22 protein-coding genes are annotated in these 25302 nt (G+C 59.2%); 12 read left to right on the top strand and 10 right to left on the bottom strand.

The window, feature by feature from the left end; genetic code table 11:
• Positions 1–1947 (bottom strand): cellulase family glycosylhydrolase, encoded by a 1947-nt coding sequence (locus ACYU8T_RS15740; RefSeq protein ID WP_461160214.1) that lies wholly within the window; start codon positions 1945–1947, stop codon positions 1–3.
• Between the two features lie 339 nt (positions 1948–2286).
• Between ACYU8T_RS15740 and ACYU8T_RS15745 the strand changes: the two genes are divergently transcribed.
• The 3 genes from ACYU8T_RS15745 to ACYU8T_RS15755 all read left to right on the top strand — a co-directional run bounded on the left by ACYU8T_RS15745 (position 2287) and on the right by ACYU8T_RS15755 (position 6757).
• Entirely contained in the window at positions 2287–4602 is a 2316-nt protein-coding gene (locus ACYU8T_RS15745) for a TonB-dependent receptor (RefSeq protein WP_461160215.1), read from the top strand.
• 269 nt (positions 4603–4871) lie between these two features.
• The gene (locus ACYU8T_RS15750) at positions 4872–5036 is read left to right on the top strand and encodes a hypothetical protein (RefSeq protein WP_461160216.1); all 165 of its coding nucleotides are present in this window, start codon (positions 4872–4874) and stop codon (positions 5034–5036) included.
• A complete protein-coding gene (locus tag ACYU8T_RS15755; RefSeq protein ID WP_461160402.1) occupies positions 5036–6757 on the top strand; it encodes a PAS domain-containing protein in 1722 nt (573 codons plus the stop codon). The genes ACYU8T_RS15750 and ACYU8T_RS15755 overlap by 1 nt, the downstream gene beginning before the upstream one ends.
• 84 nt (positions 6758–6841) lie before the next feature.
• Here the strand turns inward: ACYU8T_RS15755 and ACYU8T_RS15760 are convergent, their stop codons facing one another.
• Positions 6842–7573: an aspartate/glutamate racemase family protein gene (locus ACYU8T_RS15760; RefSeq protein ID WP_461160217.1), complete on the bottom strand. Its 732-nt coding sequence runs from the start codon at positions 7571–7573 to the stop codon at positions 6842–6844.
• 77 nt (positions 7574–7650) lie between these two features.
• Between ACYU8T_RS15760 and ACYU8T_RS15765 the strand changes: the two genes are divergently transcribed.
• Complete coding sequence (locus tag ACYU8T_RS15765) at positions 7651–8448, top strand: SDR family NAD(P)-dependent oxidoreductase (protein WP_461160218.1); 798 nt, start codon at positions 7651–7653, stop codon at positions 8446–8448.
• Positions 8449–8524: 76 nt separating this feature from the next.
• Here the strand turns inward: ACYU8T_RS15765 and ACYU8T_RS15770 are convergent, their stop codons facing one another.
• The 3 genes from ACYU8T_RS15770 to ACYU8T_RS15780 all read right to left on the bottom strand — a co-directional run bounded on the left by ACYU8T_RS15770 (position 8525) and on the right by ACYU8T_RS15780 (position 12726).
• Entirely contained in the window at positions 8525–11035 is a 2511-nt protein-coding gene (locus ACYU8T_RS15770; RefSeq protein ID WP_461160219.1) for a TonB-dependent receptor, read from the bottom strand.
• 179 nt (positions 11036–11214) lie between these two features.
• On the bottom strand, positions 11215–12279 hold the full coding sequence (locus tag ACYU8T_RS15775) for a hypothetical protein (RefSeq protein ID WP_461160220.1): 1065 nt from the start codon (positions 12277–12279) through the stop codon (positions 11215–11217).
• A gap of 33 nt (positions 12280–12312) precedes the next feature.
• A complete protein-coding gene (locus ACYU8T_RS15780) occupies positions 12313–12726 on the bottom strand; it encodes a VOC family protein (RefSeq protein WP_461160221.1) in 414 nt (137 codons plus the stop codon).
• A 503-nt stretch (positions 12727–13229) separates the two neighbouring features.
• Between ACYU8T_RS15780 and ACYU8T_RS15785 the strand changes: the two genes are divergently transcribed.
• Positions 13230–13985 (top strand): TetR/AcrR family transcriptional regulator C-terminal domain-containing protein, encoded by a 756-nt coding sequence (locus ACYU8T_RS15785; RefSeq protein WP_461160222.1) that lies wholly within the window; start codon positions 13230–13232, stop codon positions 13983–13985.
• Between the two features lie 80 nt (positions 13986–14065).
• On the opposite strand, the gene ACYU8T_RS15790 is transcribed toward ACYU8T_RS15785, so the two are convergent.
• The gene (locus ACYU8T_RS15790; RefSeq protein WP_461160223.1) at positions 14066–15328 is read right to left on the bottom strand and encodes an amidohydrolase family protein; all 1263 of its coding nucleotides are present in this window, start codon (positions 15326–15328) and stop codon (positions 14066–14068) included.
• On the opposite strand from ACYU8T_RS15790, the gene ACYU8T_RS15795 reads away from it, so the two are divergent.
• Both ACYU8T_RS15795 and ACYU8T_RS15800 read left to right on the top strand, forming a co-directional pair.
• Positions 15327–15992, top strand: coding sequence for a TetR/AcrR family transcriptional regulator (locus ACYU8T_RS15795; RefSeq protein ID WP_461160224.1), 666 nt, complete (start codon positions 15327–15329; stop codon positions 15990–15992). The two genes, ACYU8T_RS15790 and ACYU8T_RS15795, sit on opposite strands and share 2 nt — an antisense overlap.
• Before the next feature lie 287 nt (positions 15993–16279).
• Positions 16280–17299: a zinc-dependent alcohol dehydrogenase gene (locus ACYU8T_RS15800; protein ID WP_461160225.1), complete on the top strand. Its 1020-nt coding sequence runs from the start codon at positions 16280–16282 to the stop codon at positions 17297–17299.
• Between the two features lie 155 nt (positions 17300–17454).
• Here the strand turns inward: ACYU8T_RS15800 and ACYU8T_RS15805 are convergent, their stop codons facing one another.
• Positions 17455–18408, bottom strand: a complete 954-nt coding sequence (locus ACYU8T_RS15805; protein WP_461160226.1) for a FecR family protein — start codon at positions 18406–18408, stop codon at positions 17455–17457.
• A 44-nt stretch (positions 18409–18452) separates the two neighbouring features.
• On the bottom strand, positions 18453–18986 hold the full coding sequence (locus ACYU8T_RS15810; protein WP_268933205.1) for an RNA polymerase sigma factor: 534 nt from the start codon (positions 18984–18986) through the stop codon (positions 18453–18455).
• 358 nt (positions 18987–19344) lie between these two features.
• Here ACYU8T_RS15810 and exbB point away from each other — a divergent pair, with 358 nt between their 5' ends.
• From exbB to ACYU8T_RS15825, 3 genes are read left to right on the top strand one after another with little or no spacing between them, the layout of a single operon-like run.
• Positions 19345–20145 (top strand): tonB-system energizer ExbB, encoded by an 801-nt coding sequence (gene exbB, locus ACYU8T_RS15815; RefSeq protein ID WP_201516224.1) that lies wholly within the window; start codon positions 19345–19347, stop codon positions 20143–20145.
• Between the two features lies 1 nt (position 20146).
• Positions 20147–20569: a TonB system transport protein ExbD gene (exbD, locus tag ACYU8T_RS15820; protein ID WP_201516225.1), complete on the top strand. Its 423-nt coding sequence runs from the start codon at positions 20147–20149 to the stop codon at positions 20567–20569.
• Positions 20544–21353 carry an energy transducer TonB family protein gene (locus ACYU8T_RS15825; RefSeq protein ID WP_461160227.1) on the top strand — a complete coding sequence of 270 codons (810 nt, stop codon included), beginning with the start codon at positions 20544–20546 and terminating at the stop codon, positions 21351–21353. The genes exbD and ACYU8T_RS15825 overlap by 26 nt, the downstream gene beginning before the upstream one ends.
• A 25-nt stretch (positions 21354–21378) precedes the next feature.
• Here the strand turns inward: ACYU8T_RS15825 and ACYU8T_RS15830 are convergent, their stop codons facing one another.
• A complete protein-coding gene (locus ACYU8T_RS15830) occupies positions 21379–21849 on the bottom strand; it encodes an Lrp/AsnC family transcriptional regulator (protein ID WP_461160228.1) in 471 nt (156 codons plus the stop codon).
• Between the two features lie 116 nt (positions 21850–21965).
• Between ACYU8T_RS15830 and ACYU8T_RS15835 the strand changes: the two genes are divergently transcribed.
• Positions 21966–22217, top strand: coding sequence for a DUF6356 family protein (locus ACYU8T_RS15835; protein WP_461160229.1), 252 nt, complete (start codon positions 21966–21968; stop codon positions 22215–22217).
• A 6-nt stretch (positions 22218–22223) separates the two neighbouring features.
• Positions 22224–23252 carry a YeiH family protein gene (locus ACYU8T_RS15840; protein WP_461160230.1) on the top strand — a complete coding sequence of 343 codons (1029 nt, stop codon included), beginning with the start codon at positions 22224–22226 and terminating at the stop codon, positions 23250–23252.
• 92 nt (positions 23253–23344) lie between these two features.
• Here the strand turns inward: ACYU8T_RS15840 and ACYU8T_RS15845 are convergent, their stop codons facing one another.
• Entirely contained in the window at positions 23345–25279 is a 1935-nt protein-coding gene (locus tag ACYU8T_RS15845; protein WP_461160231.1) for a S9 family peptidase, read from the bottom strand.
• Positions 25280–25302 lie beyond the last annotated feature (23 nt).

Below are 25302 nucleotides of genomic sequence, written 5' to 3' on the forward strand. Positions count from 1 at the left end.
TTATTTCGGCAGCGCCGCCAGCGCCTTTTCGATCCGGTCGAGCGCCGCGTCGGTCAATATCTCCGGCATGGCAGGCTGAAGCGCGCGCAGCCGCGTCTGGGGAAACAGTCCTTGCTGAGAAGAGGTCGACAGGCCCGGAGCCTCGCGGTCGAGGATGGCGCGGGCACGCGGATCGGCGAGCAGGTCGCTGGTGAGGGACTCGGTGCTCAGCCGGTCTGCCGCCTGAACCCTGACCGGCCCCGCCACGACCTTCAGCGTGGCAAGCTCCGCCTCGATCTGCTTCATCTTCGCCTGGTTCAGCGTATTGCTGTCGAACTGCTGGACGCTGGCGAGCGTCATCTTCTCCCACCCATGAACATGGCTCATCCCCGCGAGCATGCCCGGCACCTGCCGGTCGAGCAGCGCCCGCCCGCCCGGTGTCACGACGATATGGCCCAGAAGGGAATTGCGCGTGAGCGGACCCGCCGGGATCGGCGGCAGCGCGCGCAAGGCGGCCTCGCTCCGGTCGGGCTCGCCCTTGCCCGCCGGAAGCGGCGGCAATTCCCCGACGCGGCTGAGCGTGACCGTCACGTCCCTGGCGCCCCGCGCATTCGCTATCCGCAGGACCGGCGCGTTCTTTGCCGAACGGACCGTGCCCCCGCTTACCGTGACAGTGTAGCCGCCTGGATAGTTGACGGCCGGGATGCGGATCATGGTCTCGCCCTTCGCCGCGCCACCACCGGGCGGTGCAGAGGTATAATGATATCGCATCATGCCCTTCGCGCCGTCGAAGCTCATCGTCACCGGCGTGCCCGCCGTCGCCTCTGCATAGGGGCGCGCATAGGCGCGCAGCAGCGCGACGCGATTGCCATTGCCCCGATCAGGCAGCTTGGGATCGACCAGAGCCTCGAACGCGCCCCGCGTCCAGGCGAGCCAGGATATGTGGCGCATGTCGAAGTCGGCGGCCTGTCCCGCTATCTCGGCCGGATCGTTGCTGAAGCCCCACTCGGTATTGATGATCGCCGCCTTCTCCTGTTGAGCATGGGCCAGCGCGCCATCGTTCACCCGGTCGCGTATTTCTTTGACCGGGCCATAATTGTGGAATGAAAAGCCGCGCGTCCCCTGCGCGGCGGCAAAGGGCGTGTTGATCGGCGTGCCAAGAGCCCCCTGGAGCATGAAGGGCTCGACAAAGACGATCATCCGCGGCGCAGCTTCATTGATCGCCCGCGACGCCTTTTCGTAAAAGGGTTTCAGCAGTTCCTGTTCCAACTCCGGGCAGTTCGCCTTGGCCGGATCAGGCTGCGCACATCTGCTTCCAGTCGCTGGTTCATTCATGACATCGATGCCAATCACCGCCGGATCGTCCCGGAACCGCCGCGCCACCGCTGCCAGTCCCTCTACATAAAGATCCTGGACACCCTTCCCCGTGCCGGGAACCGGATGGTTCTTCCAGAAATTGTCGAAGGAACGCTGTACCGCAGGATCCTTGAAATAGCCCATCGGGAAATTCATGCCGGGGATACGCTGATGACCGTCTGCAAAAACCGCCCAATCCGGCATGCCCCGTACGCCAACCAGCGCAGAATATTGATCCTGATGGAAATCGATGAGGGTGTAGATCCCCGCTTCCTTGTACGCCGCCACGGTTTTCGCAATGCGCTCCATATAGGCTGTGTCGATGACGCCGGGTTGCGGCATCAAGCCCGACAGGAAGATGACGAGCCGCACGCCATTGAAGCCCTGTTCCGCCATGCGGGAGGGCGTCTCCGCACTCCATCGCTGATCATCGGAACCGCCAGCGCGGAATTCGGGAAGCGTGACATTGCCACCATGGATCATGATCGTGCGGCCAGCCTGATCCACGAACCAGCGGCCTTGCTGAGCAATGCGCTGCTCGGCTGGTGCGGCAAGAGCGGTGCTCGCCATGCACATGGCGACGGTCACCAGCAACGATTGGGGCATGTTCATGATCCTGGCCTCTCCTCAAACGATCTCTCATTATTCGAACGATTATGTACTAATAGCAAGTCCGTGATCGAGCCTTAACGCATTAGCTAGCTTCCCTCCCGGTCCTTCCTCCGCCGACCCGCCAAGCGACTCCGCGATCTGCAAATGGTCATATCAACAGCACTAATATGCAGTATTGATGGGATAAACCGTCAAATCCTCTGACCATCTGTTGCATATAAAGCACGGTTTCGTTCGAAAAATGCTGTCAGATGCTGAACCGGATTGCGGCTTGGCCACGCCGCGTCTAGCGGCGGCACCATTCGCGGGACCTAATCCCTGAACCTTGGAAAGGATGACATGAAAAAGGCGAATACCCTCGCTGCGTTGTTGTGCAGCGCCGCTCTGATCGCACCGGCAGCTGCTTTGGCACAGGATGCCGCCGGCAGCGAAGGCAATGACGTAAACGAGATCGTCGTTACCGCAACTCGTGAGGCGCGCTCGCTCCAGTCGGTGCCGATGACCGTCAACGTCGCGACCGGCGAGCAGCTCCAGAAGTTCAACATCTTCGACGCCAAGGACGTGCAGCAGCTCGCGCCGGGCCTTGAACTCACCAACACCTCAGGCCGCAACAACACGACCACCCTGCGCGGCGTGACCTTCGATCCGGACCAGGGCACGAGCCCGGCGGTGCAGGTCTATTACAACGAAATTCCGACCGACGCGCAAACCGTCTACACCGCCCTGTATGACATTCAGCAGATCGAAGTGCTGCGTGGGCCGCAGGGCCTGCTGCGCGGCCTGTCCGCCCCGGCCGGCTCCATCACCATTGCAACGCGCCGCCCGAACTTCGACGAGATCGAAGGCTATGCACAGGCGACCGCGACGTCGCGCGCTGGCTACAACGTCCAGGCAGGCGTTTCGCTGCCGTTCAACGACACGCTCGCGATCCGCGTTGCTGGCCTCGTCGATGGCAACCGCCTGAACAATGTGCGCAACATCACGCGCGACGAGCGCTCGCGCAGCCGCACCGAAAGCGCGCGCGTGACCTTGGGCTGGCGTCCGAGCAGCGATTTCACCGCTTATCTGAGCTACCAGTATCTGTTCGCCGACAATCTTCAGAACCAGCAGGTTGTTGGTTCCGGCGCTCTGGCAGATGGCTTCAACCGGTCGGGTCCGGCGCTCGACTCTTCGGACTATGCCGCAGTCTCGGACGGCCGCTTCCGCAACCAGAATGAGAGCCACATCGTTAACCTGGCATTCGACTATGATCTCGGTCCGGCAACCCTGTCGTTCGTCGGAGCTCATCAGTACAGCAGGCTGACTGCTGAGCGCGATCTCGACGCGGGCAACGCCATCCCGGATTATGTGTACGCATCCACGGTCCGCTCGCCTTACAAGGTGGACTCGGCTGAAGTTCGTCTTGCCTCCAACAACAAGGAAGGCTTCGGTTGGGGCGTAGGCGCATTCTACACGAAGCAGACTGGCACTGTTGTCACCAATCAGCGCGCAGATCAGTTCTTCGCTCCGGTTCCCATCGCGCTTGGCTTCTATCTGCCGATCGACACTGAAGTATTCACGCCCGTGAACACGCAAACATGGTCGTTCAACGGCAATCTACGATATCGTTCAAATGGCTTCTCGATTGAGGGTGGCCTTCGCTACTCGATCATTAAGAATGTCCAGACTACAGATATCTTCGTATCCTCCCCGGTGTTCGGAGCCCTTCCGCCCGAACAAGGCGTCCCGGCCGACCTGCAGCGGTTCACCAACAAGCCGCTGACCGGCGGTGTGACGGTTTCCTACGAGTTTAACCCGCGGCTCAATGCCTATTTCGCTTATGGGCATTCCTACCGCGCCGGTAGCACGGGCGTGGCGGTTCCACTGGGTGTGAGCCGGGACCTGATCCGTACACAGCCCGAAAAGACCGACTCCTTTGAAGTTGGCCTGAAGGGCAAGCTGCTGGACAACCGCGTGAACTTCACTGTAGCGGCTTTCTACCAGACTCTGGAAAATTACCTCAACCGCTTCACCGGCATCTATTATGAGTCGGCTACAGCCAGCCCGCCAACCGGTGGATTCGATTTCAACTATAATGGCGATGCAAAGATCAAGGGCGTGGAAGCGTCGATCGATGGCCGCGTCAACGATAACTGGGACCTGGGTGTAAGCGCTTCCTATGTCCGCGCACGCTACGATAATGCTGTCGTGCCCTGCAATGACTATGCCGGTACTGGTTCGCCGAACCAGGATGCAACTTCTCCCGCTGTCACGGGCCCCGGCAATGTAAGCTATTGCGAGACCAATGGACGATTGTCGCAGACGCCGGACTTCAACCTGACGGCCAATACGGAAATTCGTTTCCCGATGGGTCAGGTCACCCCGTTTGTACGGGCCTTGGTCAACTATCGTCCTGGCTTCTACGCTGACCAGGTCGATTACAACTATCGCTCCCGTACGCTGCTGAACATCTTCGCGGGCTTCCGCACCGAAGACGATCGTTTTGAACTCACCGCTTTCGCGAAGAATGTGTTGAACCAGAAGCGGATCACGAACACCAGCCTGGGCACCAGTCAGATCAACACGGCAGCAGGTATCGCTTACGACTCCGGCTATCGCATCGTAAACGTCACCAATCCGCGTGAGTTCGGTTTGACCGGAATGTTCCGCTTCTAATTTCGACGGAACTTTTATCTGAGATCGGGGCCAGCAGGATACCCTGCTGGCCCCTTTTTCATTTTAGGTCGTATCGACCGCTCAAGTGTCAGCTGAATAATGCCGTCAATATGGGACTCATACTGGTGAACTCGTCATCAACGCGCAGAAATATGCATATGGCGGGGCACCAAGGCCGATTTTGGTTGTTCTGGAGCAGCACCGCGCCCGATTCCGGCTTATTGTCGCTGACAAATGGATAGGATGTGGGCAACAGGCAGGGATTTGGATTGCGTAGGTTGAATGCCATGGTCAAAGGGCTGTCAGGGGTGATCGAGGATGATGACAACCGGCCGGGTCTGCGCGTCATCTTTTCCGCACCGGTTGATCCAACGCAGAACCTCAGCCATTCTTTAACACTGGTGCGTGCAGATATGGCGAGCGAGATCGAGTGATGGAGGAAGACAAGGCAGCCACCGGCACCCCATCGCGCGGCGAAATGGATACGCCGCACGACAATATATTGGGCAGCCAAAGCGGGCAGCATCACTGGAAGCAAAGCGTCATCACCAACCCGTCGCTCGACGAACGTGGCAGCGTCTTCTTCGCCGCGATCGAGATGACGCGCATGCCAATGATCCTGACCGATCCTGCGCAGGACGACAATCCGATCGTTTTTGCAAACAATGCCTTTCTCGATCTCACCGGCTATGACCTTGATGAGGTGGTCGGCCGCAACTGCCGGTTCCTGCAGGGCGCTCAGACCGACCGTGAAGTAGTGCGGCAATTGCGTGAGGCCGTCGCGGCACGTCACGCCATCAGCGTGGAGATATTGAACTATCGGCGCGACGGCTCCCCCTTTTGGAACGGGGTCTTCATCGGGCCAGTCTATGACGAGCATGGCGAGCTTCTCTACTTCTTCGCCAGTCAGCTCGACGTCACCGCGCGCAGGGAGGCCGAGGCCACCCGCTTCCAATCGCAGAAGATGGAATCCATCGGACAGCTGACGGCTGGGCTTGCCCATGACTTCAACAATCTGCTTCAGGTCCTCGGCGGCAGCCTCGACATGATGGCCGCGCGGCGGGACGATGATCGGACGTTCAGGCGCTATCATGCCGCTGCCACGCAGGCAGCCGAGCGGGGGACGAAACTGACCGCCCAGCTCCTGTCCTTTGCCCGCCGCAGCCGCCTGGAACCAAGGCGGATCGAACTGACCGGCCTCATCAGTTCCATTGCTGAACTGCTGGATTCAACGGTGGGGTCGCGTGCCGACCTGCAACTGAACCTGCGGCGGCGGCTGCCTGAGATCGAGGCCGATCCCAATCATCTGGAAATGGCCCTCATCAACGTCATCGTCAACGCGCGCGACGCGGTGGCCGCCGGTGGCGTGATTACGGTTTCCACCGGCACGGAAACGGTGGACGCAGAACATCCCGTGCCTGGCCTCGATCATGGGCAATATGTCGTGATGCGGGTGGATGATGACGGCACCGGCATGTCCGAAGACACGCTGCAACGCGCGATCGAACCCTTTTTCACGACCAAGCCGAAGGGAGCAGGTACAGGGTTGGGCCTCGCCACCGCGCACGGCTTTGCGCAGCAGTCGCGGGGGGCGCTGAAGATCGATAGCGTCGAGGGCCAGGGCACATCGGTCCGCTTCTTCTTCCCCATCCCTGTCGATGATGATCGGCAGATGGCTTTGGAACCCGACACCGGGGGCTTCCGGCCTGATGAGGTCGATCGGCAGAGCAGCAAGACAATCCTCGTCGTTGAGGACGAGCCGATGATCGCAGATATTGCCGAAGCGACTTTGCGGGAGGCGGGCTATCACGTCCGGGTCGCCCATGATTATGACCAAGGCCTGGCTGCCTTTGAGGAACTGACGACAAATGGCGGCGTCGCCCTCGTCTTTTCCGATGTGGTGATGCCGGGAACCCACAATGGCCTCGCCCTCGCGCAGGAGGTCAGGGCGCGCGCGCCTGAAGTCCCCGTACTGCTTACGACCGGCTATAATGACGAGATGGCTCTTCAGGGACCGCAGCCGGAAGCGCTAGACGTGCTTGGCAAACCATATCGTCGCAGCGAATTGGTCGCCCGCGTCCAGGCGGCGATCAGGCGTGGCGGGCGGGATCACCAGTCTCACCAGACATCCGACTTCGGGCACGCGCAAGGATGACGCGGACCTCGGAATCAACGAGGACTTGGACTAACCTACCTGAACCTTCTTGACGCGAGCTTGGTAACGGCGCTCCTCGGCCATTCAGTTAACAGGATCGGGTCCCGTGTGCCGCTCTGCCTCCTCGATCAAGCGCCGTATCTTGCGCACCGCCATGTGCGGCGTCGTCAATATTGGTTCAGATCGCAGCGTTCTCACGAGAGGGGCTGCGCGCGCCATGGAGAATTGCCCGACGACGATCACATCGACTGATGGCAATGTGGCGGCTGCGGCGGCGCTCAAGGCGTCATGCCGATCGCCGTCGCCTGCTTGGAGAGCCTCCAGCGCTCCGGCCGCGACCGCCGGTACGACAGTCGGATGCGCCTGACCCATCGCATCAGCCATGGCGTTGATCTCGGCCACCAGCGGCGCCACGGATCCCTGAAATGTGAGCAGCAGACCAATGCGGCCGCCCTCCGGCTTGTCGCGGCAAAGCCTCAGGGCTTCGTCGAAAGCGCCTTCATTGGGTGTAATGACTGGGATGTCGAGATCCGCCTTCACCTTTTCGATTGCAGGACGAAAGGCTGAACAGGTGAACAATATGCCTTGGGTCGGCGCGCGCCCATCACTGCTCGCGGCCGCATAGCGGCCGAGCGTCAAAAATCTTTCGTAGATATCGTCCGTGATCTCACCGAGCGCCGCATAATCACCCGCAAGCGAGTCATCGATCAGATTGTGGGCGCTGGCTTCCGGCCATTCTTCGCGAATTGCGTCCATCGCAGGCCCCGGTGATTGGGCAAGAGCGCTGATGAGCATGACGCGCGGTGGCTGGGACATTGCACTCTCCGCAATTAAGTTGTCATTACGCCATGGCGCTGCCATCCCCGTTCCGCAAGTGGGAAGGAAGGGGTTGGATGCTAAGGCTGGATAATAAAATCGCCATCGTCACGGGTTGCGGCTCTTTTGCGCCGGGTTGGGGCAATGGAAAGGCGATAGCCGTTCTGCTCGCGCGCCAGGGCGCAACCGTGCTGGGTGTCGATCTTGATCTGGATGCAGCCGCCGAGACTTGCGAGATCGTCAAAAGCGAAGGCCATGTCATGCACGTGGCAAGCTGCGACGTGACAAACGGAGAGCAGGTACAGGCGCTCGTTGACGACTGCGTCGGCCGCTTTGGCCGCCTTGACGTGCTGATCAACAACGTTGGCCGCTCGGAGCCTGGAAATCCCGAGACGATGGACGAAGCCGTCTGGCGCCACCAACTCGACCTCAATCTGACGAGCGCTTTCTTGACCAGCAAGGCCGCGCTGCCGGTGATGGCAAGCCAGGGCGCGGGCGCCATCGTCAACATCTCCTCTATCGCTGGGCAACGCTGGGTAGGCAAAGACCAGGTTGCCTATGCCGCTGCCAAGGCGGGCTTGATCCACTTCACCAAGGTTACCGCAGTTTCCTATGCCGCCAAGGGTGTGCGAATGAATTGCGTCGTTCCCGGACTGATGATGACGCCGATCGTTCAGCGGCTGGCGGACAAATATAATGCAGGCGACTATGAAGGAATGGTCGCTCGCCGTAACGCGCAGGTTCCCATGGCGCGGATGGGTGACGCTTGGGATGTAGCGCATGCCGCCCTGTTTCTGGCCTCCGACGAGGCGAACTACATCACTGGCACAGAATTGGTCGTTGATGGAGGAATTACAGCCTTCACTGGTGCTTGAGAAACGCGACTGCCAAAAATTAAGCAAAAAAACGGACGCTCATTGAGTGAGCGTCCGTCGATCTTTCAAATTCTATTTAGTTGTTGCCGAAGCTGTAGCGCAGCCTGATCCCATACATGCGCGGTTCGCCGTAAAGCGACGCGAAGATGCCAAGGCCGTTATAGCTGTTGGCATTTGCAACGCGATATAATTTGTTCGTCGCATTGGTGACGAACAGGCTCGCGTCCAAGCCCGTCTGGCGGATATTCCGCCAATCGAGAGACATGTTCAGCAGACCGTACGGCTCCAGCGTCGATCCCGGTTCGAAAGACGGGTCGCCAGTGGGCGACGTATGCTGCTTGGAAAAGTGGGAATAGCTGATGAGGTAGGACAATTCACCCATGTCCTCGCCCATCGGCAGCTTCGCCGTGGCACGGATATTGTAGATGTAAGGCGTCACGAACTGGAATGGTATGCAGCTCGCATCGACGGTGCCGCCGAAGGGAACAACTGCAAAGCCGCCACCTGGCAGGCAGGTGCGATCCGCACCGAGCGAGGTGAACTGATATTTTTTGTAGTCGGCATCGGTGTGGCTGAAGGTGCCGCCGATCTCCAGTCCCTCAAACGGGCGGATCGATGCTTCTGCCTCAACACCCTGGATCGTGGCAGTCGCCGACAAGATCTTGGCCCCGCCTGCAAAGGTGGTTCGGTTGAAGTCCGAACCCGGGCGTTGGATATTCTTATAGTCGGAATAGAAATAGGTGACATTCAGACGACCCGGCACCGAGCCAATGCTCCAGTCGGACTTGAAACCGGCTTCATAGCTGGTGAGCTTTTCAGGATCGAATGTCCGGAATTCGGAGTTTACTGCCACCGAATTGAATCCGCCTGCCTTGTACCCGCGCGTCACCTTGCCATAGACCATCAAGCCATCGATTGGCTTGTAATCCAGGCCAATGGTCCAGGTTGGAGCCTTTGTCTTCAGAGTCGCGTCAAAGCGGCAATCCGCGGGGCTGGGGCGCGGGATCGGACCCAACACCGAACAAATCACGGTGCCGTCGGCGCGGGGTGACCATGAGGTATTGAACCCCTTCACCGTATCCCAGGTATAACGATAACCTGCAGTCAATCGCAGATTTTCGAGCGAAGCAGAAAATGCCCCGAAATCTAACGTTCCCTGGGCGTACAAGGCCCGCGACTTGTTGGTAACCCCGCTCAGGGAACGAGTGCCCGCACAAGTGACCGGGTTGCCGGTATTATCCGGTGAGCAGAACTGGACAGCTGCGCTCTGCCACACCGACGCTGGCTTCGTGTCTATATAAAAGCCGCCGATCGCATAGGTGAGATGGTTATCGAGCGCTCTCCCCTGCAACTGCAGTTCTTCGGTAAACTGTTTCAGATGGTCGCGCGGCCCCGTAAGATTCACCGCATTGTTATATCCATTGACGGATATACCGAATTCATCAGTCAGCCCAGCGACGGGGAAGTCCGGGAAGTTCGCACTCTGCGAGATTTGATATGCCTGCAACGGCGTGCCATCATTGTCATTGCCGTAATCAGATTTAAGCTTCTGATAGCTTATGATGTTACGGAGTGTGAGTTCCTCACTCAGTTCCAAATCTGTCGTGTTGATCACGCCCCAGGCGTCAATATTGCTGTAGCTGTCAGCATCATTGCGGGTCTTGCGTGGACCGATCTGCTGAGAGATCTCCGTCTGTCGGTTATAGATAGCCGCACAGGTCGGCGTTGCGCAGTTCCCTGTAACCAAAGATCCGATCCGAAAGCCGCGATTGATATAGCCAGCGCCGTTGTTCCGCGATCTTGAACCATAGATCATCAGATTATTGGTCAGACGCTCGGTCGGGGTCGCCAAAATGCTGACCCGGCCAGTATACCAATGCTGGTTGTCGCGATCCTTGTCCCAGACGATGTCCTGAGTGTAGCCGGTGCGGTCATAATAGGCGCCAGCCACTCGAACGGCGAGCTTATCCTCGATCAGCGGGACGTTGAGCGCGCCCTCGATGTTCACAAGGTCATAATTGCCATAGGACCCCTGCACATAGCCTTCCACCCGATCGGTGGACGGCTTGTGCGCTGATAGCAGAACCGCGCCGCCAGTCGTGTTCCGGCCAAACAAAGTGCCCTGAGGGCCAGAAAGAACCTGAACATTCTCAAGGTCGACGAACTGGCCTGGACCTCCTTGAAGGCTGAGACTGATCGAAGCGATGAGTGGTACTTCGTTAAAGTAGGTCGCAACTGACGGTAGCGCGAGAAAGCCTGTTGATTGCCCGCGGATGGAGAAGCTCTGCACGTCTCGGCTCGCCTGCCCCTGGGTGCCGACGACCAACGAAGGAACGTTGCCATAGAGCTTTTGCGGCTCGGTGATATTCAGTTCGCGGATTCTCTCCGGCGAGAAGGCGCTGATGACGATCGGGACGTCCTGCGCGCGTTCTTCGCGACGTTGCGCCGTGACGATGATATCGCTGATCTGCGTCGTTTGCGCAGCCGCATCCGACGCTCCCGTCTGGGCCTGAGCTGGCACGATTGCACCTAGAAAAGCCGCGCCTGCCAATAACGGGACATCGAAGTTGTTCTTTACCCTTCTCATACACTCTCCCTCAAATTAATCTGATTTTTTGATATTATTATTGTATGTCGGCCCCTATGAGGCCGCTCTTTATAAAAGAGCAGAGTATTGATTTGCGGTTCATTGAAAGATTGATTTTTCCGGACATCCGAAAATATTCATTTCGATCATGAGCACTGTGAGCCTTTGTAGCCGCAAGTTTACGCGGCGATCTGCTCCTCATGAGGACCAGGCGCTTCACGCGGATAGATGCTCGGGCGTCCCATGTCGTAGGTCGCGGTAAGCACACGGATGAAGTCACGATCGTGCAGGAAGTCGGACGGCATCCCGAAGCTCACGCCCCGTTTGCGCAGATCCGCGCAGAACATGTCCAGCACCTGCTCATGTGTAAGATCATCCTTATGTTCAAGGATCATCTTCATCTCGTCCATGTCGGCATAGACATTAGCGCCCCAGTGAACCATCAACCGCACCTCGTCGGCGGAAATGCGATCGATCACGCGGTCGCCCGTCTTGATCCGCCAACCATCGGCGACCTCTGGGTCGGCTGAAATCACGGACTCGAATGCAAGCCCCTCGGGCTTGCGCCGGTGCAGCGGGCCGCATGCTTCGCCGCGATGGAACATCATTTCATTCTGTACGACGACGCCTCTGTTCCACATAGGCGCCGCAATTCGCTTGGGCGCGGCCTGCGGGCCGTCGGGCCAGTAAGTGAAGCCGCCACCAATAGTGCCGCGGTAGAACCAGGACACGATCTGCGCTTTCTTCACCAGCCACTTCTGAAACAAGCCAGATTTGGTCATGGTGTTCATGAGCCAAATGGGCGTGTTGCGATGGGTGATGCCGCGAAACTCGGTCGCATCAAGGTGAGCCGGATCGGACATATGCGCGGCACCCTGGATAATGAAGTTCATGGACTCCGGCGCCGCATATTTCGCATTCCAGTAGGAACGGACGCGCGCCATATTGCCGCTGTTATAGAATATGTCCTCAAGTTCCTCGAACTGGCACACGCCGTGCTGGGCGAAATAGCCGCGAAAATGTGGCGAAACGAACATGTCCAAGGTAGGCGTCACACCCTCCGGCATTGATCCAGAGCCAGTGGCGATCAGTTCCTCGACCGACTTGAAATGCTGTGCGAGCACGAGCTTCCACGGCCCTTCACGGCGGATGACATCCATCATCCGGGCATGTTGATCCTCCGTATAGACGCCATCCACGATGCGCGGCTCTGCGACGGGACGAATGACAAAAGGTGCATTCATGGCAGGCTCCTCAGTGTTGGACGTTTGACATGTTCACTTTGCCAGCAGCTCGACATTTTCACTCAGCCGCCCTTCTGGATCGGTGGTGAAGAGTACGCGCACGCCATGTTCCGGCATTGATTTGATGGGGCCGTTGTGCTTGCCGCCATGCGCCAAAACCCGCGAGGCAAGCGCATCCAGGTCATCGGTAATAAAGCCTAAAATAACTTCCTGGTCGCGAGGGGCCGGGCGATCGATAAGCTTGAACATAACCAAAGACTCCGAAGACATAGTGTCTCCTGGGCCCATGATGACTTCGCGTATCGCGCCACCCGCGCCACTATCGTCATTCTGGACGCGATGAAGCTTATTGAGGCCGTATACCTGATGATAATATTCGGCTTGAGCCTCTTCGTCGTCGACAATCAGCTTTGTGAATCCAAAGCTTGCTTTACGTGATTCCGTCATATGGATCGTTCCTTAAACATCATGTTTACGCTGCGCATCGTTGATGCTGCGGTATGTCGATTAGAGAGGTGACGGCTACGCAATCCCTCCGGCAACCAACGTATCTGAGAGATCGGCATGGTTTTAATCAGCCATCGCAATCAGCAAGGACGGCGTTGACCCATTGAACCGGAATAGAGTCAGGAGCAGCAGGGAGCGCGGCTTTTCAGTATCTGTGCAGCAGAGGATCAGCACGGCTTGAAAGAAGCCGGACGCGCATACTCGCCTCGAACTTAGCCGGTCTGCTTCACATATTTCCGGGTCCGCCATCGCCAACCTCTCCCAGCTCGCGATTTCTTGAAGGAGGGTTCGCGTAGCTTGATCCGTGAATATATCCCGGTTACTCGGGAAGCAACCTTTTTCGACCACATGGTCGGTAAATATCGGTAATGATGATGCGTTGGCGGCAGACCCAACTATGCTATCGGAAGATAAGCAACCATATGGCGCGAAACACCCGGATGATGACCAAGGATACTGGCTTGAAGGCCAAAGAGGCGGCGAAAGCATTGCCAAGGGGGCGCCCCCGTAAACTGGAACTTGGCCAGGTGATCGACGCCGCCTTAGCCGTCGGATTGCACCAATTGACGATGGCCGCCGTTGCGGAAAAGCTGGGTGTCGCGAAGGCGGTATTATATGGTTATGTCAAGGACCGCGACGAATTGGTCCGGATCGCCTCCGCCAAGGCGTCCCGCCGGCTTCATAACCCAGAAGATAATGGCCAGCACTGGTGCAGTTGGATCCTCGAAGACGCCCGGGCCTTGTACGAAGTGCTCACCATGGATGGGGAGTTGCTAGAAACATGGATCAATGGCGTCCAATCGCCGACCCTGGAAGTCGACTCCGGCGAGTCATGGCTGCAGGCGATGACCAAACGCGGATTCACCGGAGAGGAAGCGCTCCAGCTTCGCCGGATCGTTGCTCACCTTGTCATTGGCGCGGCCGCTGCATCGAAGCGGGACCGGACGCTTCGCAGGGAAGGGCGTTCACGTTCTAACACTATAAAGAAATCTGTTTTGAGCCGTTCGCCTGACGAGGCAGTGTTGCTGCGGCAGTTTATCGATGTCTTCGGCCGTGAGGTGACGGAAACCAATTGGGAATATGGGTTATATATCCTGTTACACGGCGCCACGGTCGCCCGCCGAGCCTTGGCGCTTCGCGACGGAGATTCTCAACGACCTTTCGAAGAATATCCGACATCAGACATGCCATCACTTTGAGCGAAGCAGGGAATTGATCCACGGAAGTTTCCCTCGCTAGGACACAGGGACCAGATAGCGGAACGCGTTATGGGATTGGGCTATAGCTTCAAAAGTTCCGCGGCAGATTTTCCAAAGAAGCTCTCCCGTGCCGATTGGCTCATCCCTTCCATCTGTGCGTCATACAGCGCCACTGCTTCCTGATGTCCTTCGACATGAGGAAAGTCGGATGAAAAGACGATAATCCCCTCAGGGACGCGATCAATCGTCGGGCGTAACACGTCCTGCTGGTGCACAACCGACACGCGTACCTGTCGCTGGACATATTCACTGGGTTTGAGCGGCAGGCTGTAAGGTGCGAAGCTGAGCATTCGCGGGCGGCTGTTATCGGCTTCTCTATCTATTGTTTCCAGGAAGTCGGGTATCCAGTCGATCCCAAGTTCCGACACAATGACAGCAAGATTGGGATAACGGTCCAGCACACCGCCAAAGATCATCGCCGCGACTGCCAGTTGCGGCACAAGACGCCGGGACAAATTGGCGAGCCTGTAGAAAGAGCTCAGGTCCCCGCCATTATTTGCCCAGCCGGGATGCATGGCCGCGCGGCCGCCGCCAACATGGAAAAGGATCGCCACGCCAAGATCCTCGCATGTAGCCCAGAAAGGTTCGAAGTCCGGGTGATTGAGCGCTTTTCCACCATGGGGGTCGGCCTTGACGAATACGGCGCGCGATCCTCTTTCACGGCCCGAGATAACCTGCGCAATCGACCATTCCACGTCGATCAGATCAACTACCACGGCCGGGATCAGGCGGTCGGTGTAACCGTACATCTGCTCCAATGCCCAACGATTGTACGTATCCAGCGCCGGAAGAGCCAAGGATGGATCGTTGCGCATGGCGTGCCGATAAGGATGATATCCGTTGGACGGCAACAAGATCTGCTTTTCGATGCCGCGCTTGTCCATCCATGCAATACGCGGCGCGGGCTGCCACGCCTCTGGGGCGAAGGCACCCGCATCCACCGCGATTTGCGGCGGCTCACCGCCAGCCAGCGATTTCTCATAAGCATCGAGCACATAGGGCGGGATCAATTTCAACGGATCCGGACGCAAGGCTGGCGGCACGGAGGAGAAAAGGTCTCCGACAACGATGTCGAGCAGTTGTTCGGCTACCGTCATCTTAGGCAGCTTGGCAGCGAGGCCGGGATTGGCTTGTACGAACCAGTCCGCTGGCTCGTTGAAATGGCTGTCGACGTCGATGATTCGCATATCTGTCGTTCCTCTCCTACCTTTTGATAATGGTACGATTTCGTTTTCATGTAAACAGGCTTGCAGTTTGGACGGTTTCTGCGAGGACCTGCCCATGGCTCGTGCGTCATCGATAAGGAATGATCCGTCACTCCGTGGTCGGCCCAGACGGCAGGATCTGGAACACCGTCACCACAAGCTGCTTGAAACGGCCATGGGGCTGTTCATCGAGAATGGCCTTGCGGTGACGATGGACACGATCGCCAGCGCAGCCACCGTTTCAAAAAGGACGCTCTACGCCAGCTACCCCGACAAGATATCCTTGTTCCTGGCGGTACTGGAGTGGTTATCGTCAGAGGGCACCAAGGCCGCGCTGAGCCTGCCGCCCGACATGCCGCTAGTCCCAGCGCTCGTCCGATATGGCGAAGCCTTGTTCGACCATTATTCAGCACCGCGTACAGCAGCTTTTCTGCGGCTGATGCAGAAAGAGAAAGAACGCGTACCGGATCTGGAGCGGATGATGCGGGAAGAGGTTGTCCGCGACCAGGTTATGCCGCTGGTCCACTATTTGGAGGCGCAGTTTCCGGAAACGCCCGATGATAGAAGATTGTTCGTGGCGGCACGCATGCACGTCCGCAATGTTATCGGGGAAATAAGCGATGCTTATGCGGATGGCCGCGTGCCGGACGCCATTGCCAGCCTGGGTTTCCTGCAATCGTCGGCGGAGATCCTTTCCCAAGGTATCCTTCGGAACGGCCTGACGGACCAAAGGGATGTCTGATGCAAACTGCCGAAGTTTTACGTGGTGCAGGCAGTGATTGGCTGGAACGGGATTTCCGCCCATGTCAAAAGTCCAACTATCGATCCGGCAAATTCCGCAGAATCGGGACTTCCTGCTCAAGCCATTTTGCGAGCTTTGACCAGCCGACGGCACGCTGATCGCGACGGCTTATCCTGCGTTGCGTTGCATATGGCGTAACGGGCCGTTACATGCGCCATAATGCCGACGCTTATCTATAGTCGGCCAACAAGCCTCCGGACGTGAACCGGTGGCAGGAGAGGATCATCGTGCGAGCTGCTGTTTTCGAAGGTGTGGGCAAGCCATTATCGATCCAGACGGTGGACGATCCCACCCCCGCGCCCGATCAGGTCATTCTGACGGTGGAAAATGCCGGTATCTGCGGATCAGACCTCCACATGACCGAAGGCGCGCATACGCCTGCCGGGCTCATTCTGGGCCATGAATTTGCTGGCACGATTTCTGCCGTCGGATCAGCAGTTAAAGGCTGGCGCCCCGGGGATCGCGTGACAGCGCTGCCGCTCAACGCATGCAACAGCTGCGACACATGCGACCAGGGTCTTCCTGCACTGTGCAGCCAGAACCTGTTTACGGGCTGCTTTCTCACTGCCCAAGGCGCCTATGCACAATATGTCGCGGCACGCGGCTCGATGTTGCAGCGGCTGCCCGACGGCGTGAGCTTCGCGGAAGGCGCCATGGTCGAGCCGCTGGCTGTCGGTCACCACATTGTCGGAATGGCCGAACTGCCACGCGGCGCATCGGTTCTGGTGCTAGGCGGCGGACCGATCGGCGCGGCTGTCACGCTTTTCGCGCGCCATGCCGGCGCGCGGCACGTCGTGGTCAGCGAGATGTCGGACGTCCGCCGGAATCGTGTTCTGGAAGTAGGTGCGACCGCCGTCATCGATCCGGCTCAAGAGGATGTGCTGGAAGCGTTTCGCAAGAATACTGGCGAGGCGCGTCCCGCTGTCGTCTTCGAATGCGTCGGATTGCCGGGCATGATTCGGCAAGCGGTGGACCTGGCGGCGGTACGCGGCTGTGTCGTCGTCGCGGGCGTCGTCTTCCAGGAGGACAGCTTCGCGCCGATCGTTGCCATGGGCAAGGAAGTGACGATCCGGTTCAGCCAGGCTTATACAGAAAGCGACTTCGCCGCCGTCATCGACGCGCTCGCCCGGGGAGAGGTCGAACCCCGGCCGTTGCACACGTCGACCGTCAGTCTGGACGAGCTTCCTGCCGCATTCGAAGCGCTGCGAAAGCCAACAGACCAGTGCAAGGTGCTCATCAAACCCTGATCTCTGCGGGGACGTACTTCGACAAAAAGCATGGCTATGCGGCATTGTCTCCGCGATCAGTTTCCCGCTGAAGGCTGATCCGTGCCGAACCTATCGAAGGGCATGCCGGAACCGGAATGTCCGAGCGAACAGCGCGCCAATGCACTGCAGGCTTGTCAGCTTATCAGGTGGAACTTGCCGATTGAATTCACTTTGACGAGATTGGTCTGGCTCAAGCCAGTGAGCCAGAGGTCAATACTGTCAAGTTGGACAACCGCACTCAAACGCTGATTGGCAGCCGTGGCATCCAGCAGGAATACCCGGCCGCGATAATATGGTCGTAACGCCGCGACGATATCGCGCAGCGGACGATCATTGAAGATCATCCGGCCCTTCGCCCAGGCAAGCTCCTGTGTCGGCTCAACCCGCCGCGTGCGAACAAAGCCTTGTCCATCGACAGAAGCCGACCAGCCCTGCCCCAGAGTAACCCGGCGATTGCGGCCCTGCGCCTCGACCAGGCCTTCCGCCACTACCATCTGGGAAGCCGCATTATCACGGGTGACCCCAAAAATGGTGCCGACATCCCGGTAATTTGCGGCACCGGCCGACACGATCATCGGCCGCGCATCGTCATGGACGACTTGCAGCATGATTTGCCCGCGCCCAAGGGTGATCCGGCGTTGGCCCCGCGAAAAGTCGACCTTCAGCGCGGTATCCGCGCCCAGCATCAGTTCACTGCCATCCGCCAACGTCACCGGGCGACGTTCGCCGACGCCGCTCACATAATCATATTGCCAGCTATGTTGATATTGATAGCTGAGCCCGATGGTGAGCGCCAGGGAGGCCGCGATTGCCAGCGTCAGGCGGCTGCGACAGAATTGCCGGAATGAATCGCGGCGGCGTAGACGCGGCAGAGCTTCGCCCGTCAGCCGCCAAGCTTCCCGGGCCTTCGCCAACGCTTCTCTGTTGCCGGAAGAACGGTCCCGCCAGCGCCGGAACGCGGCGACATCTTCTTCCGTCAAACGGCCTGACGTCAGGAGCACGACCCAGTTCAGGGCTTGTTCGTCGGCGTTGTCGTCTGACCGGGCAGAGGAGGAATGCACCAGCCGCATCATGTCATAATCGCTCACATTTGGATTGATGAAGAGCTACCCTACACATTATTATAAAACAACTATTGCAGATCGTTAGCAAGAAAATCGCGACAGTGGCGCAAAGCGCGAAGCTGATATTTTTCTATCAGGCTGACCGAAACGCCCAGTCGTTCGGCAATTTCCTTGTGCGTGAGGTTGGTGACGCGGGTCATCACGAACGCTTCCCGGCATTTGGGTGGCAGGTCGCCGAGCGCACGATCGATCCGACGCAGTTGATCTCGCGAGATCGCTATGGCCTCCGGCGACATGACCGCATCCTCGAACAGGATTTGCGCTCCGTCGATTATCGCAGACCGCCGGCTTTCGGTTCGCACATGGTCGATCGCCAAATTCTGCATCATCCTGTAGATATAGGCGCGTGCCTCGCCGTCGCTGTAGAGGGGCGTGCGGATCGACTGCAATTTCAAAAAGACTTCGTGGACCAGGTCAGCCGCTGTTTCAGGGTTCCCCGTCCGCCTCACGCCAACCGCCTGTAAATCGGGTTGCATATGACTGAAGAGGTCTGCCAGCTGCTGGACGGTCAACGGCTTTCTTGCGGTGAACAACCGCCTCATCGTGCCCGGCCGACGCTAAATTGAAACAAACTGGCTACATTACGCGATGTGATACAAGACATGACCCGCCCCGCGACCCGACGCCTGCCTTCTCTCCCACAGGACGGCGCAATCTGACAAGAAGGCGAACATTTCCTTTATCATCGGGGCCGTCAAGTGCGTATTATATCGGCGCGGCCTGCGCATGCGCAGTTTGCGCGAAGCTACCCTGGTTCGAACGCCCAAAACTTTCTTGCTGCCCGCTTTGCGGGAAGGCCCATCGCGGGTCGTTTCCTTACTGAGAGCGGCAATAGGATGATGGGTTTTCAAGATGACGCGATATCCACAAGGCAGATCCATATTCGCAGGGGCATGGGGCATGGCGATCAGTCTTGCGCTCGTTTCGCCTGCCTGGGCGCAACCGGTCGGCGGAGTTACGGTCAGCACGTCCAATAATCAGCTATTCGAGATCATCGCTCATGCCGATCCGGTGGTGAAGGGCGTGATGGCGATCCTGGTGATCGCGTCCATCGCAACCTGGGCAATCTGGTTCGTCAAACATGGCCAGCTTCGCGCTGCCAAGGTCGCGTTGAAGAATGACGTGGACCTTCTATCGCGCGCCACGTCGCTCGATGGGGCTGCGACCGTCCATTACCCTGCCATCAAGGAAATGGTGGAGATGGTCCGGTCGGAACTGGACGGCATCGGCAATTCACCGTCGTTCCGCGCGATTCGCGGCGTAGAGGAACGCGTCGGCGTCCGTTTCCCCATCATCGAAGCGAGGGCCATTCACCACATGCTGCAGGGCACGAACGTTCTCGCGTCCATCGGCGCAACCGCGCCGTTCGTCGGCCTCGCAGGCACTGTGTGGGGCATCATGCACAGCTTCCTCGGCATCGCACAGAGCAATTCGACAAGCCTCGCCGTGGTCGCGCCCGGCATTGCCGAGGCTCTGTTCGCAACGGCCCTGGGCCTTGCGGCGGCCATTCCGGCGGTGCTGATCTACAACACGCTGTCACGATCGATCGCGGGATATCGCCGGATGCTGTCGGAAGCGGCGGTGATGGTGGCCTGCGTTCTGGAGCATGAATCAGAGCGGCGGCACGGCCGTTCGCCTGAAATCGAGCTGCATCGCAATCCCACCTCCGACAAGGCCGGGTCGCTGGGCATGGAGGTCTGACGTGGCCATCCATATCGCACATGCGGATGACGGCCTTGCCGAAACGCACGAAATCAACGTCACCCCTTTCATCGACGTCATGCTGGTGCTGCTCGTGATCTTCATGGTTACGGTGCCGCTCAGCACGGTGGACGTGCCGGTCAATCTGCCGGTATCAAACGCCCAGCAGAAACAGCCCGAATCGAAGCCCGTCTATGTGACATTGCAATCGGATTTCGCTGTTTCCATCGGTGACAGGAAGGTCGATCGCCAGAAGATCGGGGACGCTTTGCTGGCGGAGACCAAGGGAAATCGCGAAACGCAGATTTTCCTGCGTGCCGATAAGGCTGTGGATTACGAACATTTGATGGGTCTGCTCAATGCCCTTCGCGACACAGGATATTACAAGGTCTCGCTCGTTGCCGTCAGCAGCGGAGCGGATTGAACCCCAGGCGCTGCCGGAAAGCGGGCGGATGACGGCAGGGGACGGACAGCGCTGGTCACGCGGCCTGATGATCTCTATCGGCGCTCACGCGCTGGTGGTGGCAGGCCTTGCAGTGGGCATCGTCAACACCCCCCCGCCTCCTTCCACATTGCCGCCAGCGATTGCGCTGACGATGGCGCCTGACCCAATGGCGATGCCGCAACCGCCCTCTCCGATTCCGCCCGGTCCCGAGGCGGAGCGATCAAAAGCGGTGGATGAACCGGTGCCTGAAAAGGAGCCGCTCGACATACCCGAGGTTCCCACTGCCTCCGCACCTGTCGTCACCCCGCCGCAGAAGAAGGTAACGCCGCGGCCAACGGTTCAGGACGATGCTCCGCGCAAGAAGCAGGAGTCCGACAGGGCCAGCGCTCCGCCGGTTCCGATCGCCCCGCCTGCCCCTGCGATGGCGGCTCCGGTTAAGGGGGCAGCCGCACAAGGCTTTGCCTCAGCCGAGAAGCGGTGGGAAGCGATGGTGGTGGCGACGCTGGACCGCAAGAAGAGATATCCTGGCGAAGCCCAACGGCGGGGCATCGAGGATATCGTCTATCTGCACCTGACGATCGACCGCTCCGGCAAGGTGCTGGACGCTTCGATCGAACGAAGCCGCAAGAATCCCCTCCTCGACCGTGCAACGCTGGATTTGGCGCGCCGCGCGTCTCCCCTGCCCGCTCCTCCCTCTAGCGAAGCAGGCGACCGGATCGATTTCGTGGTGCCGGTCGAATATAAGGTCGCAACCGCCCGATAGCCGGGCAAATGACAGTCCTGCCGCTTCACGATGAAAGCGGCAGGACCGTCGTCGATTTGATTTCCTGCATCGTGAAGGACGAGCTGACGTCGCTCAACTTCGCGATCTTGGTCAGTTTACGATAGATGCGGTCATAATCGCTGATGTCACGCACGACGATCTTCAACAGATAATCGATATCGCCGCTCATCCTGAAGAATTCGACCACTTCGGGGATGAGGGATACGCCTTCCGCAAATGTCTGCAGCCATTGGTCGCTATGATCGGCGGTCTTCACCGTGACGATCACGATGACGCCAAGGCCCAGCTGATTACGGTCGAGCAGCGTCACGCGCCCCTTGATCAGCCCTTCCCGCTCAAACCGCTTGATCCGTTTCCAGCACGGCGTCTGCGATAGTCCCACCTGATCGGCAATCTGCGCAACGGTGAGTGTTGCATCCTGCTGAAGCAGGTTCAGAATTTTGCGGTCAGTGTGGTCGAGAATGATATTCTCCATTTTCAGCATTTCCCTGGCATGATTTACTACCTTATCCCGTTTTCGTCGAAAAATAGAAAATCATTTCTCCAGGTGCGGGAGTAGGATCGCCTTATCGAAAAATCGGGGGTAAGACCATGATCCAGAAGCTGTTCACAGAACATCCTGCGGCCGTAAACGAGACTTATGGCGAACATTTCGTGATGGCATCGCGCTTCGGCTTCTCCATGGTGACAGCTGGCCTTGCCTGCATGGTGCACGCCATCATTCCGGGCCTATTCATCACCACCGGCAGTGACATGGTCGAACGGCTTCATGACGCAATGGTCCTGAAGCGCCGCAACAGCATTCACGAAAAGGGGCCGCTGGTCCCCAGCGGCGCGGAATAAAGCGTCATGCGGGCCATGATTGGCGCTGACCTTTATTGCGATGTGCCACCCCTCAAGCGATCCCGCGGAAGGGATTTTGCACCCGGGCTTGTCATCGTCGCGCTGGGAACGCTTGCGGCCGGATTCATGGCGGATCATTATGGCGCGCCGCTGACCCTGATGGCCTTGCTGCTCGGCCTGTCGCTCAACTTCCTATCCAGTGACGTCCGGCTGCAGCCTGGATTGAACTTCGCCGCCCGGTCACTGCTGCGCTGGGGCATCGTCCTGGCAGGCACCCGCGTCACCATAGGAGAAATCGCGGGACTGGGCCCGGTCGCACTTGTTTCCATCGCGGCAATCGTCGCAATCACCATTGCTGCGGGCATATGCGCTGCCCGGCTGGCGGGATATGACACGCCCTTCGGCCTCCTGGCTGGGGGGTCGGTCGCCATCTGCGGGGGCAGCGCCGCCATGGCGCTCGCCACCACATTGGGCCCCAAGCGCGTGAACGATGCGCAACTCACGCTCGTGCTCGTCGGCATATCCGCCATGAGCGCGGGCGCGATGGTGCTTTATCCCATCGCCGCTCATCTTTTGCATCTTCCTGATATAAATGCGGGCTTCCTGCTCGGAGCTTCCATCCATGACGTGGCGCAGGCGCTTGGCGCTGGCTATGCCTATTCCGACGGCGCGGGACAGATTGCGGCCATCGTCAAGTTGACGCGCGTGGCCCTGCTCGCCCCCGTCCTCGCCATTGTGCCGCTGATCGTGCGGCGGGAAGGCGCGTCTGGTGGAGGAACGCCCTTCCCCTGGTTCGTCGCCGGTTTCTTCCTGCTCGCAGCCGTCAATTCGACCGGCATCATCCCGTCTGCCATGTCGGTGCTTTCAGCCAAGGCGGCAACCGCGCTACTGGCTGCTGCCGTCACTGCGACCGCAATTCGATCGCCGCTTCCCAAGCTGATGGAGGCGGGCCTCAAACCCCTCATGGTCATCGTCGCGGCGACGGTGGTGGCCTTCATGTTGTCGTTAGCCGTGGCGCTGCTGCTGATCGGCTGATGACCGAAGCCGTTGTCTGCGACTTGAGGAGGCTGCAGACAACGGAAGCCGCCGCTTGCAGCTTGAGGAGGCTGCAAGCGGCGGTGGTGTTTTCAGGTCAATGAATTTTCGACGATGACCGCCGTATTGCCATCGACCTCTCCCGGAGCGAGCGGTTCGCTGCGTCCACCCAGGTTCTGCGCCAGAAATTCTTCGGTAATAGCCTGGAAACGGATATTGTTCGCAGGCCGGCGGAACCCGTGCCCTTCGTCCGGATAAAGGACGTACGTCACTGGCACCCCGTTGGCCTTCATCGCGGCAACCATCTGATCGCTTTCCGCCTGCTTGACGCGGGGATCATTGGCGCCTTGCCCGATTAGGAGCGGCCTGGCGATGCGGCCTGCGCGATGCACCGGCGAACGCTCACGCATAAGCGCACGGCCTTCGGTTGTCTCGGCATGACCGATCATCCGGTAAAGCTGGTTCTTCGCCGCTTCCCAATAGGGCGGGATCGATCCCGCCAGCGTTTCCAGGTTGGACGGCCCGACGATATCGACGCCGCAAGCATAGAGATCAGGATGGGCGGTCAAACCCCACAAGGTCGCATATCCACCATAGCTGCCCCCCATGATGCACAGCCGGTTACGGTCAGCGATGCCCTGCTCGACGGCCCAGTTGACAGCATCGACCAGATCGTCATCCATCTTGCCGCCCCATTCGCCATCGCCCGCGGTCAAAAACGACTTGCCGAAGCCGGTTGAAGCACGGAAGTTGACCGCCAGTACCGCATATCCGCGGTTTGCGAGCCACTGATGCGTGACGTTGAAGCCCCAGGCGTCACGCATGCGCGGTCCGCCATGGACGAGCAGGACAAGCGGCAACGGCTCTGAACTGGCCAGCGGCTGGCCTGGCACCTCGGCATGGCGCGGCAGCGTCAGATAGCTGACGAGCGGCAACCCGTCGCGGCTGGTGATCGTCAGGGCGTGCATATGCGCCAGCGGTGCCCCAGCGAGCTTGGGCAGCATGTCATAGAGCTTGGTCAGCACCATGCCGTCCCGTTCGTAAAGGTACATGCTGGGCGGATTGACGTCCGTCGCCGCGCGCAGTGTCCATGTCCGGTCATCCGAAGTCCGGCTGGCGACCGACCATTCGCCCAAATCCTGGCTGTCCAGAAACTTGACATCGGCCCTGATCTGGTCGCCGAGCAGATGGACCTCCCGCCGCTCGAACGTTGCTGTCCAGGCGATCGGCACATGGCTTTCAAGATCGGTCCACACGCCGCTGATGTCGGCACGCGGATGCTCTGCGATCAGCGTGCTCTGGTCCGGATCGCCCAACAGGTCGTAGCTGACCAGCGCGGCCGTATCCCGGCCCCGGCTATCCAGCATGTAGAGCGTCCTGCCATCCGCATGCAGGCTGGCGGGACGCGTGTTGGTGACATCGCATTCGTCAATGATGCGCCACGTTTCGCGATTGTCGCCGTCCAGCTTGACCAGCGCCATGCCACCATCAAGCTGCGGCTGCATGCCCAGGACTGGCCGGTAATCGTCATTGATGACGAAGCCGCCGAAGCCGCTATTTTCCAGCACCAGCGTCAATTCGCCATTGGCGAGGTCAAGACGGAAGATGTCAGGATAGCGCGGGTCGCGCTGATTGAGCATCACCAGCAGAGTTCCGGGATGCTTCCGTTCCGCCGGGAACGTCGAAGCGCGCACGCCGGGAAAGGGCGTCATGTCGCGCGTCTCTCCACCTGCTGCCGGGACAGCGAACAGGTGGACATTCTCGTCCCCATTGCTGTCCTGCATGAACATCAGATGGACCCCATCATGAGCCCAGAAGAATTCCGTGACTCCGCGCCCGCGATCGGCCGTGATCGGCCGCGCTTCTGCAAGATCAGCGCCGCGCTCGCATACCCAAAGGTTCATGACGCCATCGCGAGGCGCGGAGAAGGCAAGCCACCGGCCACAAGGGCTGATCTGGCACCCGCCGCGTTCAGGATTGCCGAAAAGGTCCGCACGGGGAATGAGCGCGGTGTCGGAAAGGGGCATGACAGGTCCTTGGGAGAAAGTGA

This window comes from Sphingobium sp. TomMM35A (assembly GCF_054771735.1).

What these genes read in the sequence shown, in the direction of transcription:
- ACYU8T_RS15835 (WP_461160229.1), top strand. Translation starts at nt 21,966, where the DNA reads ATGATCCAGAAGCTGTTCACAGAACATCCTGCGGCCGTAAACGAGACT.
- ACYU8T_RS15775 (WP_461160220.1), bottom strand. Translation starts at nt 12,279, where the DNA reads ATGAATGCACCTTTTGTCATTCGTCCCGTCGCAGAGCCGCGCATCGTG.
- ACYU8T_RS15760 (WP_461160217.1), bottom strand. Translation starts at nt 7,573, where the DNA reads ATGTCCCAGCCACCGCGCGTCATGCTCATCAGCGCTCTTGCCCAATCA.
- ACYU8T_RS15810 (WP_268933205.1), bottom strand. Translation starts at nt 18,986, where the DNA reads ATGAGGCGGTTGTTCACCGCAAGAAAGCCGTTGACCGTCCAGCAGCTG.
- ACYU8T_RS15845 (WP_461160231.1), bottom strand. Translation starts at nt 25,279, where the DNA reads ATGCCCCTTTCCGACACCGCGCTCATTCCCCGTGCGGACCTTTTCGGC.
- ACYU8T_RS15740 (WP_461160214.1), bottom strand. Translation starts at nt 1,947, where the DNA reads ATGAACATGCCCCAATCGTTGCTGGTGACCGTCGCCATGTGCATGGCG.
- ACYU8T_RS15770 (WP_461160219.1), bottom strand. Translation starts at nt 11,035, where the DNA reads ATGAGAAGGGTAAAGAACAACTTCGATGTCCCGTTATTGGCAGGCGCG.
- ACYU8T_RS15795 (WP_461160224.1), top strand. Translation starts at nt 15,327, where the DNA reads ATGGCTCGTGCGTCATCGATAAGGAATGATCCGTCACTCCGTGGTCGG.
- exbB (WP_201516224.1), top strand. Translation starts at nt 19,345, where the DNA reads ATGGCGATCAGTCTTGCGCTCGTTTCGCCTGCCTGGGCGCAACCGGTC.
- ACYU8T_RS15790 (WP_461160223.1), bottom strand. Translation starts at nt 15,328, where the DNA reads ATGGGCAGGTCCTCGCAGAAACCGTCCAAACTGCAAGCCTGTTTACAT.
- ACYU8T_RS15785 (WP_461160222.1), top strand. Translation starts at nt 13,230, where the DNA reads ATGACCAAGGATACTGGCTTGAAGGCCAAAGAGGCGGCGAAAGCATTG.
- ACYU8T_RS15830 (WP_461160228.1), bottom strand. Translation starts at nt 21,849, where the DNA reads ATGGAGAATATCATTCTCGACCACACTGACCGCAAAATTCTGAACCTG.
- ACYU8T_RS15765 (WP_461160218.1), top strand. Translation starts at nt 7,651, where the DNA reads ATGCTAAGGCTGGATAATAAAATCGCCATCGTCACGGGTTGCGGCTCT.
- ACYU8T_RS15840 (WP_461160230.1), top strand. Translation starts at nt 22,224, where the DNA reads ATGCGGGCCATGATTGGCGCTGACCTTTATTGCGATGTGCCACCCCTC.
- ACYU8T_RS15755 (WP_461160402.1), top strand. Translation starts at nt 5,036, where the DNA reads ATGGAGGAAGACAAGGCAGCCACCGGCACCCCATCGCGCGGCGAAATG.
- ACYU8T_RS15780 (WP_461160221.1), bottom strand. Translation starts at nt 12,726, where the DNA reads ATGACGGAATCACGTAAAGCAAGCTTTGGATTCACAAAGCTGATTGTC.
- ACYU8T_RS15745 (WP_461160215.1), top strand. Translation starts at nt 2,287, where the DNA reads ATGAAAAAGGCGAATACCCTCGCTGCGTTGTTGTGCAGCGCCGCTCTG.